The sequence below is a fragment of the Scrofimicrobium canadense genome (assembly GCF_009696615.1).
Taxonomy (GTDB): Bacteria; Actinomycetota; Actinomycetes; order Actinomycetales; family Actinomycetaceae; genus Scrofimicrobium; species Scrofimicrobium canadense.
In genome coordinates, this window is sequence record NZ_VULO01000005.1 from 75,582 (window position 1) to 88,962 (window position 13,381).

Below are 13,381 nucleotides of genomic sequence, written 5' to 3' on the forward strand. Positions count from 1 at the left end.
AACGTATTGGACATCGAGAAAGGAAACATAATGGTAGAACGCAAGTCTCTTGGAGTGGGAATCTTAGGGGCCGGGTTCATTGGTCAGTTCCATGTGCGCTCGTGGCAGGGGGTTCGCGACGGCGACATTGTGGCCGTATGTTCGCGCACACTAAAGAACGCGGAGTCACTGGCCCGTGAAGCCGTTGAGTCCGGCGTCGGTGAGGACGTCGCCGCTTACGACGATGTGGTGGCCCTTGTTCAGGACCCCCGCGTTGATGCTATTTGGGTACTTACACCGAACTTCACCAGGATAGATGTCATCAAAGCAATCACTGACGAGGTGATTTCTGGTCGTGCCCAACTCAAAGCCATTGCCATCGAGAAGCCACTAGGCCGCACAGTTGATGAAGCCCGCCAGGTTTTGGAAATGGTTGAGGCGGCAGGGTTGTTGCACGGATATTTGGAAAACCAGGTGTATTCCCCCGGTTTAGTCCGTGCGCGCGAGATTGTGTGGGCGCGCGGCGCTGCATCGGCTGGCACGCCATATCTGGCGCGGGCAGCGGAGGAACACTCCGGCCCGCACAACACCTGGTTCTGGAATGGTGCCACTGAGGGGGGCGGCGTGCTCAATGACATGATGTGCCATTCCGTGGAGGCGGGACGTTTCCTGCTGACACCTCCGGGAGAGAAATCTTCCGCATGGCTGAAACCGGTTGCTGTAACCGCCACTATTGCCTCACTCAAGTGGGGACGAAAGAAGTATGCTGAACAGTTGCAGGACACCTACCCGGGGGTTGTCGACTACACAAAGACTCCCAGCGAGGACTATGCGCACGCAGTATTCGAATTCGTCAATGGTGATGGCGAGCCGGTAGTTGTGGAGGCAACCACCTCGTGGTCATATGTGGGGGCCGGGTTACGACTCTCCTTCGAGCTGCTAGGCCCAGAATATTCGATGGAGTCCGATACCTTGTCCACCGAGTCGAAGCTCTTCCTTTCCAGGAGTCTCGAGCAGGCTGAGGGTGAGGACATGATTGAGAAGCAAAATGCAGAGCAAGGCCTCATGCCGCTTTTGTCGGACGAGTCTGTGAGCTATGGATACACCGGGGAGAATGCGGCTCTGTGCACCATGTTTCTTCACGGAGAGCAGCCCCTCGAATCGCTAGAATCAGGCCTTGAAGTAGTAGAACTGTTGATGGCCGCATACAAGTCTGCTGAAACGGGGGAAACGGTCAGGTGGCCCCTGGATCTCAACGACTTTGTGCCAGCTGTTGCTCAGGGGACCTGGAATCCCAGGGCCTAACCCCATACCGTCGCTGAGTGTATGGTTTTGACGGGTTTCCGACTCGAAATTCCGTCAAAACCAAGCACTCACGCGTGCGAGTAGCGAGTGGTACTCAGACTGACCAGCCCCGAGACCAAGACAATAGCGGCGGCAGCCAACGGCACCCACATTCCCGCTGCTGTCCCTAGCTGTCCTGCGATGAATCCGGTGATTGCCGAGGCGATCGACTGTCCCACGATGAGTCCAGACCCCATGATCGTCATGACCGTTGCGGCGCGCCCCTCGGGGGCAATGTCAGCGGCAAGACTATAGAGGGTCACCAATGTGGGGCCGATGCCGATGCCCGCAACTAAGAGTGCCACTCCAATGAAAAGTAGGTTGCCCGCAAGAGCATAGATGAGTGATCCGGCCACCATGATTGATCCGAACGTCACCCACCGTGCCCGCAAGGTGAAGGTGGGGGGCGCTAGGGCGATTGCAAGAGCCAAGATCGTGGAACCAACCCCTAAAACCCCATACCAAAGGCCCGCAGTGTCAGGCTGTCCCAGAGTCTCCATATAAGAGGTGAGCGAGGTGAGGGTCGATCCAAAGAAAATGCCTATACCCGTCATACCTATGACACACAGGATGAGGGGCAGGCGCAGGATTGAGCTCATGGGAGCGATGGGCGCCGAGTCGGCGCTGCGTTGTTTGGAAGGCTGGACCAGGCCAGCGCTAGGGTGAAGTGCGAATGCGGAAACAAAAGCAACTGTGAGGATCGCTGCTGCGATGAGGGGGGAGCCAGCTCCCAAGAGCGTGGCCAACAGCCCCACCAGTACTGGCCCAAAGACGAAGACGATCTCGTCGACGGCAGATTCGTAGGACATGACGAAGGACATGGTGCGTGTTAGGCGAGACTTGGGTAGCTTTTGACGGATGATCTCAACAAGCCGCGAACGCGACATGGGAGAGACTTGCGGGGCGGTACCTCCTACAAAAAATGCGATCGCCGGAAGCGTCCAGCCTGGCAGAGCGGAATAGGCGACTGCTGCAATCGCCAGGAGGAACGCTGCATTGCACATACCAACAACTAACAGCACTGGGCGTTGCCCATGGCGGTCGGCGAGGTTACCTAAGATTGGTCCAACCGTTGCTGCACCGACTCCTACAAGTGCGGAGGTGAGTCCTGCCAAGGTGATGGAACCGCGGGCGGCAACAACCAGCGTCATTACGCCCACGACCATCATGGCGTAGGGCAAGCGAGCAAAAAAAGCAATGGGAAAGTAGGTCCACCCTGCTACGGCAATTAAGGTATCGTCAGCACTGCGCTGCTGATTGCGCACTGGCGTGCTCATGGCCCTCCTAGCGGGAATAGTGCCGCCTTAGTCGGCCATGTGGCCCGAGGTGATGCACGATAGATTCTTCGTATGTCGCCGCTAGGATAACATCTTTACGCGCGAGAAAGCCTGCTATTTTCGACACATCACGGAAGCACTCTGTATCTTGAAGCCTCCGATCTGCGGAAGATGTGCCCCTCAAGGTGAAATAACGAGATCGGCTCAAGTAGTGATGAGTGCAGTCCATTGCTTGAGCTGCTCAGTGACGTTGGGCGCGTCGCGGACGAGGGTAGTTTTCCACGACAGCAGACCATCGTTTTGAAGCCTGCCTATTAGCGTGATTGGGTGTACGCCGAGTTCGTTTGCCTGTGCGTGCGCCCAAGCCAGGCTTGGGCGTTCAGGAACGATAGGAAGAGGCCCAGAGATTGCGAGTTCACTAGCGAGCCTATCTGCATCGGTTTCCTCGTCCCGGCCCTCCTCGGATAGGTCATCAACGATGACCTCCCCATCCTCTGAGACATGACCCAATAGAATATGGGCAGTTTCATGGAGGATTGTGAAGAGGACTTTGTCGAGGCGCTTCCATCGACCGGAAATGCCTATCACAGGGGTTCCATCAACAATCAGTGTGCATCCATCAAGCTTCCCTCCGGGGAAAGCTTCAACATAGACCAGCTTCACGCCAGCTTTTGCAAAATCTGCTTGGAAGGCGGCGAACTCCTCCGGGTTGCGTGCTCTTTCCGAGAGATGCTCAGCCAACTCTCGGAGTCGATTACGAGAGTATGACGCAACCTCCAGTTCACATGCGCTAGCCTTCACGCAGGCAACCCAGGCCTGTTGTAGCACAGTGACCGCCTCGTCCGTATTGCTTCGTCTCGCAGCGAATCTGATAGCAGGTTCTTCCTCAAGGCTCTGCATCCCAAAGAGGTGAAGTACTTCTTTTGCCTGCCCCTCAGGATCTGATGCAGTGATAAAACCACGCTTTCTCAACAGGGTGACTGGCACCAACGAACGCAACCTGGCGCGGGTCTTTACGGCGTCAAGATTTTCTCTAGTGCGCGAATCCTGTGCTTGCTTCCAAAGGAGATAGGAGTCTTGGAGATTGAGCCAGAACTCGCTGCTTGTTCCGAGTGCGGCCGCGATCTGCGCAGCTGACTCGCGGGTAATTTCCTTTTTGCCTGAGATGATCTCGGATACGAACTGTGCTGGTCGTCCCAGGACCTCCGCAAAGTCGGCCTGAGTCCAGCCGCGCGCGTCGAGTTCATCAGCCAGGTATTCCCCGGCCGGGAACACCTCGGCGGCCATCGGCGTACTCATGAGCGGTACTCTCCTTTAGTGGTAATCAACCATTTCGATGACGATGACTATCCGGCCTTCGTCATCCGTTTCGAACTTGATGATCAGTCTGAACTGATCATTGAGTCGAAGGGATGAGGTTCCGACACGGTTGCCTTTGAGTTGTTCTAACCGGAGGGAACGCATTGCATATAGGTCTCGTTCGTCAGTAGCGGCACGCAGTACCTGAATCTTCTTCCGGTACGCCTTGATGATGTCTGCGCCCCAGCGCCGCGGCGTGTAGGACGCATCTTCGGCCAGACGCCGAAGATCATCATTCTCAAAGACGATACGCAAGAGTTCCACCTTGCCCAGAACAATATGGTCAGGCCTATGTTATCGTATCGACTATCTAAGAAACTCATCATGGGCGCATCACCCCTTGTGTGAAAGATACTATGTTAATAGTGTTAGTTCTGCAAGTGGGGTGCCACACATAACCAACTGTTATTGATGAGAAAGACTGGAGTCGCGGAAAGTGAAAAGACGGTCGAATTAATACCGAATCGTTGAAAGACTTCTTCACAAATTATGAAGTCGAAGTCGCGTTCTGTCCCATTCCCCTTACCTATAGCATGTACGGATGCTGAGGTGAACTCGTTGCCGCATCCAACCAAGCCAGATAGTGCCCCTGAATCACCTGGGCAGTATCTTCCCCAGACAGGTATCTTGAGTTTGTCACCGAAATCTCTGTGCGTGATCGTGGTTGACTACCATCACCTTTCGGCACGGTAACACGCCGTCCACCCTGTGTTTGGGTCGAAACGTACACCTATGAATCCCAAAATCTTTGGCTATCTGCACTAACGTCACATCAGTTTCACGGTTAAGTGCCACGCGGACAACGTCCTCGCGGAACTCATCAGGGTATTTCACAGGCACAGCAACATCCTTCCAGCCAGTCCAAAAACTAGCCAAATCAAATGCCACCTAAACGTGCAGCAGTCCCAATCGACACAGAAACCGGCGAAATCCTCACTTGACAAACATAGGAGCATCAACGCCCTCGCAAAGACCGCGGTCGGCCTATACAAGACTGAGTGCGTCAAGACTGACAGGCCGTTCCGCACCACTGATGAACCCGAGCCGGCGACCCTTTCCTGGATGCACTGGTTCAATCACGACCACCTCCATTCCACGATCGGATACCGGACACCAATCGAATGCGAAACCAACTACCAGCACCTTCAAAACAGCACCCAGACCGCAATAGCCCCGGGATAAACAACCCTCCACCAAACCCGGGGCGATTCAATGCTCCGTCATTTCCTCATTCAACGCGGTCTCCAGGACCGTTTTCGTGAACTGCTTCAGGAGCCCATCAGGACCCGTCAAAAGGACTTGTCAACAAGGTAACGGTCTTGGGGAGAATCACAAATCGGGCAGAGGCATTTGGATTCGTCTCAGTCTGCCACCGTCAACAAATTCTCCTCGTCCCGGAGGAAAATCTGAGCGTCGCATACGTGGGAAAGGAGTTCGGAATAGGGCTTCGCCATCGATTTGATCGGGTTGGAGTACTAAGCCTCGACGCTGGTTACGTACCTCGGCAATGAGCGGCCATGAAGATGACCATGCAGAGTTTTCGCCCTCGGCAATCACTAGGTGGTCGTTGCGGCGTATCTCTTTGATGAGGGATAGAAGAGGCTGCTCAGCTGGGGTTCCCAGATAATCGGACAATCCTTCGATGACGAGCACCAAGCCCGGTTCTTCGCCTGCTGGAATCCGCGCTATATTTTGCAGCGTCGCTGCAAGCTCAGCTGCTGATTCAACGTTGGTGCTGCGATCATCCCATATCTCTAGCCCTGCTGCCTGTGAGCGGGGAGAACCTATATACGCCATGCGTATGTCTTTAGACCAGTGTCGCAGGCTGAGGCTGAGACAGTGAACCGCTGTGCTGCGGCCACTGCGGGGCATTCCGGCAAGCATGATAATGCCATGCGGAGAAAAACCTACTGCCCCTAACGTATCCTCTGCGATTCCGAGCAAAGGGAGATCGTTAGAGTAGTCGCTGAGGATTGAAGATAGCGGTATCACTTCTTCGAGGCGTTCAATGGGCGCAACATCTTGAATGCCAGCGTGCCGCAGTTGTTCTGCTACTTGTTTCGCATACTCTGCTTGATCGTTAGGTTTTCCTAGACCACCGATCACGCCTAGTTGGATTTCGTGTTGGTCTGAGGATATTACTGCACGCCCGGGAGGTGAATCTTTGGTGAGAATACTCTTGTCTACTCCCAAAGAGAGGTACGCATTTTCGTCGGCTTGTCGCAAAATTAGGCGTAGAGAAAAGAAGGCGCTGAGGGTGGAACTGAGAGCACCTGGTCTCTCGATACTTACTACCACGTGTATTCCAAGGGGACGGCCTTCGGCCATGACGCGCTTAATAGATTCATATGTTGAAACTAAGTTGGCTTCGCCCTCGTAAGCATCTCGAAAGGCTGCCAGTCCGTCAATGATGACAAAAATGCGTGGAGTATGTGGATTGTTGCTGAGGGTCCGGTAGTCCTCAAGGGATTCAGCACGAAACTCGGAGAAAATCCTTGTCCTAGACTCAATTTCTTCGACTAGGAGTTTTGTCAGTCTCATGATACGTTCCGCATCCGTACCTTTGATGACAGAAGCGACGTGCGGTAAGTCTTCAAGCATTGTCAATGCTCCTGCACCAAAATCGAGTGCATATACACAGACGGGCTCAGGACTATTTCCTAGGGCAGCTGCCAGGGCCACCGAACGTAGCAGTGTGGATTTTCCCGCGCCGGATGCTCCGAAAACAGCTAGATTTCCATCGTGGTCGGGACAGTAAGAGACTACGTATTGGCTCTGATCTTCAGGTGAATCGACAATGCCTAGGGGGACCTGGCCACGGTTGTATGTCAGTGATAGTAGGTCCACCGTGGAGGGTAGTTCGGGCAACCAAGGTTTCCTTGGTGGAGGGATCGTAGCGAGGGTTGCTGCAGCGCTTATAGTAGCTACACATCGGGCAATGTCTGTAGGGCCGTCTTCAGTAACGTTAAGCTCATCAGTAGGTGCATCTGTCGGAATATCCCATTTTTCACCTGGCCCAAAAGTTAGTGTTTCTAACTCTATGGTGGGAGGTGTTGGTTTAGTGGAGCTACGCCCACCCGCATAGGCGGCTTGAAATAGTGAGATCTTACCGGGTCCTGTCCTTACTGCGGCTCGACCCGGTAGCAATGGATCGAAGTCCGCAGCGAGCCCGTCTCCCAAAACATCGGTCGAATCGACCGGGTCGGCCATGCGTAGTGCGATACGGAGATTGGTGTTGGCGCGCAGATTATCTTTTATCACCCCTGCAGGGCGTTGCGTTGCCAAAATAAGGTGGAGTCCTAAGGAACGACCCCGTTGGGCGATGTCAACTACTCCGTCAACGAATTCTGGGAATTCCTTTGCCAACGCTGCGAATTCGTCAACAACAATGACCAGAGCAGGTGGTGTTTCGGGGTCTCCTGTCCGCTCCAGGGTCAAGAGATCTTTTGCTTTCTTGCGATTGAGGAGGTGCTCTCGGTAGCGTAGCTCTGCTCTAAGTGATGTGAGAGCCCGGCGAACCAGATGAGGGGAAAGATCAGTCACTAGCCCGACACTATGGGGAAGTTCCACGCAATCAGCAAATGCGGCGCCACCCTTATAGTCGACGAACAGGAAGGTTACTCGATCGGGGCTGTGTGAGGCTGCCATGCTAAGTACCCATGCTTGAAGAAACTCGCTTTTCCCGGAACCGGTCGTGCCGCCTACAAGAGCGTGGGGTCCCTGGGTTCGCAAATCTAACGAATACTCGTACTGGGTGCCTTGCCCGACTATCGCCTTGAGAGTGGCATCATTGCGACGGCGCAGAGGCTTTGTGAAACCACGAATAATCGACCCGCTTTCATGCCACCTCCCGATAATTGCTTGCGCATCATCTGCGACCTCACTGCCAACAAGGGAAAGGAAAGAGACACTTCTGGGCAGGTCAGACTGATCGATGAGTGGGGCACCCGAATCAGTCAATGCTGAGAGACGTAGCGCTCCTGAACGCACATGTTCGTGGGTAACCCATAACGAATCGACCTGAATGAGGCTATCGGATTGTGCATCACCAAACACATTGGGACCAGGAAATGCCTTGACAGATAGGAAAGCCCGGCACGCACTTGGCAGTTGTTCCTGACTATCGGCGAACCACACTACGTGCACCCCCAATGGGGCACCGTTTTCTGCGATTGCTACTAGTCTTCCGCGTTCTATTGGCGCGTCGTCTTCAACGAGAAGTATCACTGTTGGAAGTCGTATTTCATGAGCACTGTTCTTGTGGGATTCTCTGCGTACTAGGAGCCCTTCGATGGATTCAACTAGCCTCTGAGCTGAATGTGCATCTGCTGCCAGGTGTGGCCCGGGCAGGGGTGAATGAATGGATGCTGTGTGAGGCAACCATTTCAACCACTCCCATTCGGGGCAAGTATCCTGGGAAGCTAACGCACACACGATCACTTCAGAGGGCGAGTGAAGGGTAACTATCTGAAGCACAAGTGCGCGCGCAATATCCTGCCGTAGTTGTTTGCTTCCACCAACACCAAAAGAATGACAATCACGTAACTTCACGGTAAGGGGCACTGGACCCACGGTCGCGAATTCGTCCCGGATAGCAATGAGCCTTTCCCAGTCAGCTGAGCGCGATTCACTTCTCGTGGGTAGGCAGATAGAGTTTCGGGAAGGTCTAAAAGCTGCCCCTAAATGAATCTCAAGAAAGTTTTCTTTGTCGGGACGCCTCGACCACAGTTGTGCGGATTGACCGTATAAGGTTGCAAGAAGTACGTCCTGGCTTGGAACTTCGGCGTTGCGGGTGGCGATTTCTTCTTGGCGCAAATATTGGGCACGCTTTTGGAGAGTAGCGAGCGCTTCTTCGAATTCGTCACGCTCCAATCTTTTCCGTTGCCTCTCAGATAGACGTCGTTCAATGTATTGGCCGGTGATCATCAAGGGAGTCATTGCTATAAACAGCAAGCTCATAGGATTGCGCGTCACCATATACATTGCAAGACCCATGAGTGCGGGTGCCAACATGAGAAGTATTGGAAAGCGTTGAGGTTTGGCAGGAAGAGGAGGTGTGGGGGCTATTACTTCAGTCCCCTCAAACTGGCGCGTGATTACTGGCGAACGATTGTAGGGAACCTGGGTTCCTATAAGGTTCATGGCGCGGTGGCTGTTCTCTGTCGCCTCAAATAGCTCGATACCTATTTCGGTGTCACCAATACTGATGACGTCATGTGGGGAAACATAAGCGGACCCGATCTGGGAAGCGCCAACAAAGGTGCCATTTGCTGAGCCTCTATCATGGACTGCGATTTTATCTCCGACATGCAAGGTTGCGTGGGTATTTGAGACCGTGGGATCGCTAAGAATAATATCGCTGTTGCGAGAACGACCAATAGTATTAGCCCCTTGGTATAGGCTGAACATTCGTCCCTCGTCTGGTCCAGCAAAAACGTGTATTTTACCGAGGGGGACTTCGCCTACACGATTGCTTTCTAGTGGATATGCGTCGAGGGAGACAGTGGAACCTGAGCAAATTCCGGAATCCCCAATTGCAGCGTGAGGAACTAATCGCGTGGGGGATGATCCGTCTGGACGAGAAACGACCAATGTTAGTGTTTCTGCCGACTCTGGGGCTCGATGAAATGCAGGATTGGCCTTGGCAAGAGCGCGGGCTATGTCGCTAACTCGCGCTGTCGCATCGGAAGTCACGATAAGGTCGATCACTTCAGCTGCCGTAGTGACAACTCGTAATCGCAACTGCATAGCACATCCCCTTCGACATAATTCGTCGGCTTTCTGGCAAAAACGACCCTATTTTTGAGTTAACTCACTGATTTTTGGCGCGCGTTAGCCTAGCAAAACTGTTGAGTCTATCTAGTGCTGGCCACAACATGAGACTTACACGATGTTAAAAAAGATGCTGCAAGTATTCGTCTACTTGATATTGTGCATAAAAAATGAGTGTTAGAACAGGTAAATAACTATGTTGGCTTTATATACCAATCGGTAATTTAAGCGGGAAAATCAAGGTTTTCTCTGTATCGCGACTTTAATGAAAGTGCTGGTGGCCCCAGTTATTGAGCGATTGTGGTTAGAAGCGGATCTTTGGGGAATTCCCTTTTTTCCTTTCCGAGTGTGCGGTAACCTAGAGGCAATCGTTTTGCGATGAACATTTACGGATCTTCGTGTCGACCTTATGGATGACGGTTCACGCATGTTTGTTTTACACAGGCGGGGTGTTCCCGCCCTTTTGATTGGAGGATTCTTATGGCTAACGTAAATGTGACCTATGACGAGATGCGTTCGGCAGCAGACCGTCTTGGAGTAGGCCGCGACGAAATGGTCTCGAAACTCAATGAGCTAAAAGCTTTTATTTCCAGTCTAATTAGCTCTGGATTCGTCACCGATCAAGCCTCTGTTCGGTTTGGCGAAACGTATACGGAATTCACCACTAATGCAACAGAAACAATCAATAATCTAGAAGATCTTGCTCGGTATTTGCGTGGCGCCGCTGAAGCAATGGAATCGACTGACGCACAACTCGCAGCACAAATCTAAAAATTGCCTGCCATATGGCTGATCTATTCATTGACTATGAAGTCTTGGCTGAGACTTCAACACGACTAGCATTTGTTGCCGATAAGTTCGTCAGTGCAGGGGCTGACGCTGTTGCCATAGCGGACGCAGCTGCAGGCCACGAAGTTCTACAGACTGCCATTTTGAGGTCCGCAGCCGACTGGCAGTTCAAGCGAGAAAAGCTAGTAAACAAGATGGGGCAAGCAGCAGCCTCTGCGACTGATATAGCTAAGTCTTTTGAAGAGACTGATAATGGCTGATCTGCTGAGAGTGGCATAGCAATGGCAATTACGAAATTTGACTTGGTCGCAGCAGAAAACCCGATTCCGGGCGATCCAGATATGATTGCGGCGGCCGCCAACGACTATGCAAATCTCGCGGAAAGCATTGGGGACGCCGTCAATACGCTTGATGACATTACGGGGAGGAATGCGACATTACGAGGGCAGAGTGTTGTGGCCTTGCAACAAGAACTCACGGAGATACGCGATCAGCTAAGCAAAGTGCAAACCAGCTACCGGAAGACCAGTACCGCACTTGACACATACCATCCAGTGTTGCGGAATTGCAAGGATGCGGTTGAGGCGATCCAGATGACTGTACGAGTCCTCGCTGACGCCCTGACTGATGCCCAAGAAAAGCGCTATTCCATCGAAGAAGAGATGAGGCTGCTTATCGGGGAGCCGTTGACGGACGAAGAATACTCTGAGCAACATGACCAATTATTCAGGTCTAGCAACAACCTAGAGACAAGGATCGCGAATCTCAACACTCAAATTGATGGGTACGTAGACGAAGCGAACACGCACTACAACACGTCGCTTCAAGCTGCGCAGACTGCAGCGGACACTATCACCTCGTCTCTCGATTCCAGCATGATCGATGCGTGGAACGAAACAGAGCAAAAAGTCCTGCAAAGCGCGTCAAAAGTGGGGGGAATATTCGCATATGGGCTGGGGATTCTTTCATTGGTGGCGGTTCCACTTGATGGAGGATCGTCTTACTGGCTTGCTATGGCCTCATTTGGTTTGGCTACCGCCACTTTGGGTATCGATGTCGTTCTCCTCACTCAGTACGATGAGGGAACATGGGAAGGTGTCCTCATTGATGGGGCCTTCCTAGCTTTACCGGGGGCAGGAAAGCTAGCTAGTAAATTCCCTGGATTTCGTAACTTCAAGGGGCCGAATGCACGTCTTGCAGAGGACGTTGAAGCCGCCAGAAAAAGCGTCCTAGCGACAGGGCCAGTGAAAACTCCTCCAGTAAATGGCTTTGACAAGTCCCCTGCATTCGAGGTGCTGGACAAGGTATGGCGTTCTTTGGGTGAGAACACGGGGTCGGTGGAACGACTTAACCGACTTATTCAATGGAAACCGCTAACCGCTGCCGACATAGTTCTCATCAACCAGGCACTTGAATCACAAGGGATCGCATTTCGTTGGAATGTCACAAAAAAAGTATATGAATGCGTGGGTGAACCGGTGGTAAACGCGGCTGTGAAGGAGGCTGTAGGTGTTGAGTGATTCTGAAGTAAAGAATGAGAGGGGTAGATTACTGGGGTCGGGTGTGAAGTATCCGGTGATCTTTAGAGAATTTCCTCTCCGTGATCCGTACTATTTGGCGTTCCTTTTTGTGTTTATTCCTGCTGTTGTTCTTGGTGCCCCGTTGTATGAGTACATGCGCGGTAATCTTGAGCTGGAACTTGCTGTGGTGTTGGGTGTTCTTTTGGCGGTTTCGTATCCGACTGTGGCTGTGGGTTTGAGTGTGCGGTCTGTGGTGTGGCGGTGGCGGATTGGGGGGTTGGTTCGTCGGGTGCGTGGTTTTCGTTCTGGTGAGGTGTTGGTTGCGGCGCGGTGTATGTTGCCGTATCGGCGGGTGTTGGAGCGGACGCGGTTTAAGCAGAAGTGGAGTTTGTTGCCTACTCGGTTGGAAGAGCCGGTGGTGTTGGTTGATGTGGGGGATGCTATCGAGGTGTGGGGGCTTCGTTCGAGGAAGGAGCCTATGGGGGTGATTGCGGTGGATGCGTATTTTTATATGTTGCATGTGCCGGGTGTGGGGTCTAATCATGTGTATCAGGGGTTGGCGATTGGTACTCGGGGTTTTGTGTCGGCTCGTGCGGGCGAGGTGGTGGAGTACGCGGTTGTTGTGAGGCCTTTTGTTGAGCCTGTGGGTAAGCGTAGTGATTATGCCCGTCAGGTTGAGGATAGTGTTCGCGCTCTTGACCGGTTGGATGTTGTGGGCAAAGAGTTGCGTGCGGGTAGTGTGATTGTGCGTCCTGCCGGTGGTGTGGTGGTGTCTTTGGCGGTGACTTTTTCGGTTGGTTGGTATTTGTCGGTTGGTGAGTGTTCTTCTGCTCGTTTGACTCAGGGGCGGTGTGAGCCGCATTGGATTACGCCTGACATGTGTTGGAGCCAGATTGGGGCGTGGTATCCCGATGGGGTTGGTGAGCAGTGTTGTGGGGTCGCGCGTGTTGGTGTTGTTGATACTGGGGTGGTTGGGGCCAGTGGGGGGTTTACTCATGGGGGTCAGGTTTGTCCCCATGGTCATCCGTGTAAGTCTCAGCCGGTAGAGTTTTCGTATTTTTGGTCTGGGTGGCAGCAGGTGTTTGCTGATACTGTCAGTGAGTGTGTGGTGGTTCGTCAGTTTATTCCGTTGCGTGATGTTGAGGGGATGACGGTTCCTGCTGGTGATAAAACATTAGGGTTTGTGCTTGAGTATGAGTGCTACCGCGCGGAGAATGTGAGAGAGTTTTTGCGTTCAACCGAAGCTCTTTTCCCTCGTCTAACTAACACCAGCATTCCCCTGCCCGCACCCACCCACACCACACCCACCCACACAACCCACACCGGGCCATGGGTGTAGTT

General features: G+C 53.0%; 10 protein-coding genes. 6 read left to right on the forward strand and 4 right to left on the reverse strand.

The window, feature by feature from the left end; translation table 11 throughout:
* Nucleotides 1-30: 30 nt before the first annotated feature.
* On the forward strand, nt 31-1,284 hold the full coding sequence (locus FYJ24_RS04975; RefSeq protein WP_154544199.1) for a Gfo/Idh/MocA family protein: 1,254 nt from the start codon (nt 31-33) through the stop codon (nt 1,282-1,284).
* A gap of 68 nt (nt 1,285-1,352) precedes the next feature.
* Here FYJ24_RS04975 and FYJ24_RS04980 read toward each other — a convergent pair whose 3' ends face one another.
* The 3 genes from FYJ24_RS04980 to FYJ24_RS04990 form a co-directional block, all read right to left on the reverse strand.
* Nucleotides 1,353-2,600 carry an MFS transporter gene (locus tag FYJ24_RS04980; protein WP_154544201.1) on the reverse strand — a complete coding sequence of 416 codons (1,248 nt, stop codon included), beginning with the start codon at nt 2,598-2,600 and terminating at the stop codon, nt 1,353-1,355.
* A 204-nt stretch (nt 2,601-2,804) separates the two neighbouring features.
* Nucleotides 2,805-3,899 carry a HigA family addiction module antitoxin gene (locus tag FYJ24_RS04985; protein ID WP_154544203.1) on the reverse strand — a complete coding sequence of 365 codons (1,095 nt, stop codon included), beginning with the start codon at nt 3,897-3,899 and terminating at the stop codon, nt 2,805-2,807.
* Nucleotides 3,900-3,914: 15 nt separating this feature from the next.
* Complete coding sequence (locus FYJ24_RS04990; RefSeq protein WP_206192506.1) at nt 3,915-4,223, reverse strand: type II toxin-antitoxin system RelE/ParE family toxin; 309 nt, start codon at nt 4,221-4,223, stop codon at nt 3,915-3,917.
* 630 nt (nt 4,224-4,853) lie between these two features.
* Here FYJ24_RS04990 and FYJ24_RS13540 point away from each other — a divergent pair.
* Complete coding sequence (locus FYJ24_RS13540) at nt 4,854-5,141, forward strand: integrase core domain-containing protein (RefSeq protein ID WP_154544205.1); 288 nt, start codon at nt 4,854-4,856, stop codon at nt 5,139-5,141.
* A 147-nt stretch (nt 5,142-5,288) separates the two neighbouring features.
* Here FYJ24_RS13540 and FYJ24_RS05000 read toward each other — a convergent pair whose 3' ends face one another.
* Nucleotides 5,289-9,707 carry an FtsK/SpoIIIE domain-containing protein gene (locus FYJ24_RS05000; protein WP_154544207.1) on the reverse strand — a complete coding sequence of 1,473 codons (4,419 nt, stop codon included), beginning with the start codon at nt 9,705-9,707 and terminating at the stop codon, nt 5,289-5,291.
* 504 nt (nt 9,708-10,211) lie between these two features.
* Here FYJ24_RS05000 and FYJ24_RS05005 point away from each other — a divergent pair.
* From FYJ24_RS05005 to FYJ24_RS05020, 4 genes are read left to right on the forward strand one after another with little or no spacing between them, the layout of a single operon-like run.
* Nucleotides 10,212-10,502 carry a WXG100 family type VII secretion target gene (locus tag FYJ24_RS05005; RefSeq protein WP_154544209.1) on the forward strand — a complete coding sequence of 97 codons (291 nt, stop codon included), beginning with the start codon at nt 10,212-10,214 and terminating at the stop codon, nt 10,500-10,502.
* Nucleotides 10,503-10,516: 14 nt separating this feature from the next.
* Nucleotides 10,517-10,780, forward strand: a complete 264-nt coding sequence (locus FYJ24_RS05010; protein ID WP_154544211.1) for a hypothetical protein — start codon at nt 10,517-10,519, stop codon at nt 10,778-10,780.
* A gap of 21 nt (nt 10,781-10,801) precedes the next feature.
* Nucleotides 10,802-12,040, forward strand: coding sequence for an AAA family ATPase (locus tag FYJ24_RS05015; RefSeq protein WP_154544213.1), 1,239 nt, complete (start codon nt 10,802-10,804; stop codon nt 12,038-12,040).
* Nucleotides 12,033-13,379, forward strand: coding sequence for a hypothetical protein (locus FYJ24_RS05020; RefSeq protein ID WP_154544215.1), 1,347 nt, complete (start codon nt 12,033-12,035; stop codon nt 13,377-13,379). The genes FYJ24_RS05015 and FYJ24_RS05020 overlap by 8 nt, the downstream gene beginning before the upstream one ends.
* Nucleotides 13,380-13,381: the final 2 nt, after the last annotated feature.

Excerpts from the sequence above, each read along its gene's own strand:
- FYJ24_RS04985 (WP_154544203.1), bottom strand. The coding sequence starts at position 3,899 with ATGAGTACGCCGATGGCCGCCGAGGTGTTCCCGGCCGGGGAATACCTG.
- FYJ24_RS05010 (WP_154544211.1), top strand. The coding sequence starts at position 10,517 with ATGGCTGATCTATTCATTGACTATGAAGTCTTGGCTGAGACTTCAACA.
- FYJ24_RS05015 (WP_154544213.1), top strand. The coding sequence starts at position 10,802 with ATGGCAATTACGAAATTTGACTTGGTCGCAGCAGAAAACCCGATTCCG.
- FYJ24_RS04975 (WP_154544199.1), top strand. The coding sequence starts at position 31 with ATGGTAGAACGCAAGTCTCTTGGAGTGGGAATCTTAGGGGCCGGGTTC.
- FYJ24_RS05000 (WP_154544207.1), bottom strand. The coding sequence starts at position 9,707 with ATGCAGTTGCGATTACGAGTTGTCACTACGGCAGCTGAAGTGATCGAC.
- FYJ24_RS05005 (WP_154544209.1), top strand. The coding sequence starts at position 10,212 with ATGGCTAACGTAAATGTGACCTATGACGAGATGCGTTCGGCAGCAGAC.
- FYJ24_RS04980 (WP_154544201.1), bottom strand. The coding sequence starts at position 2,600 with ATGAGCACGCCAGTGCGCAATCAGCAGCGCAGTGCTGACGATACCTTA.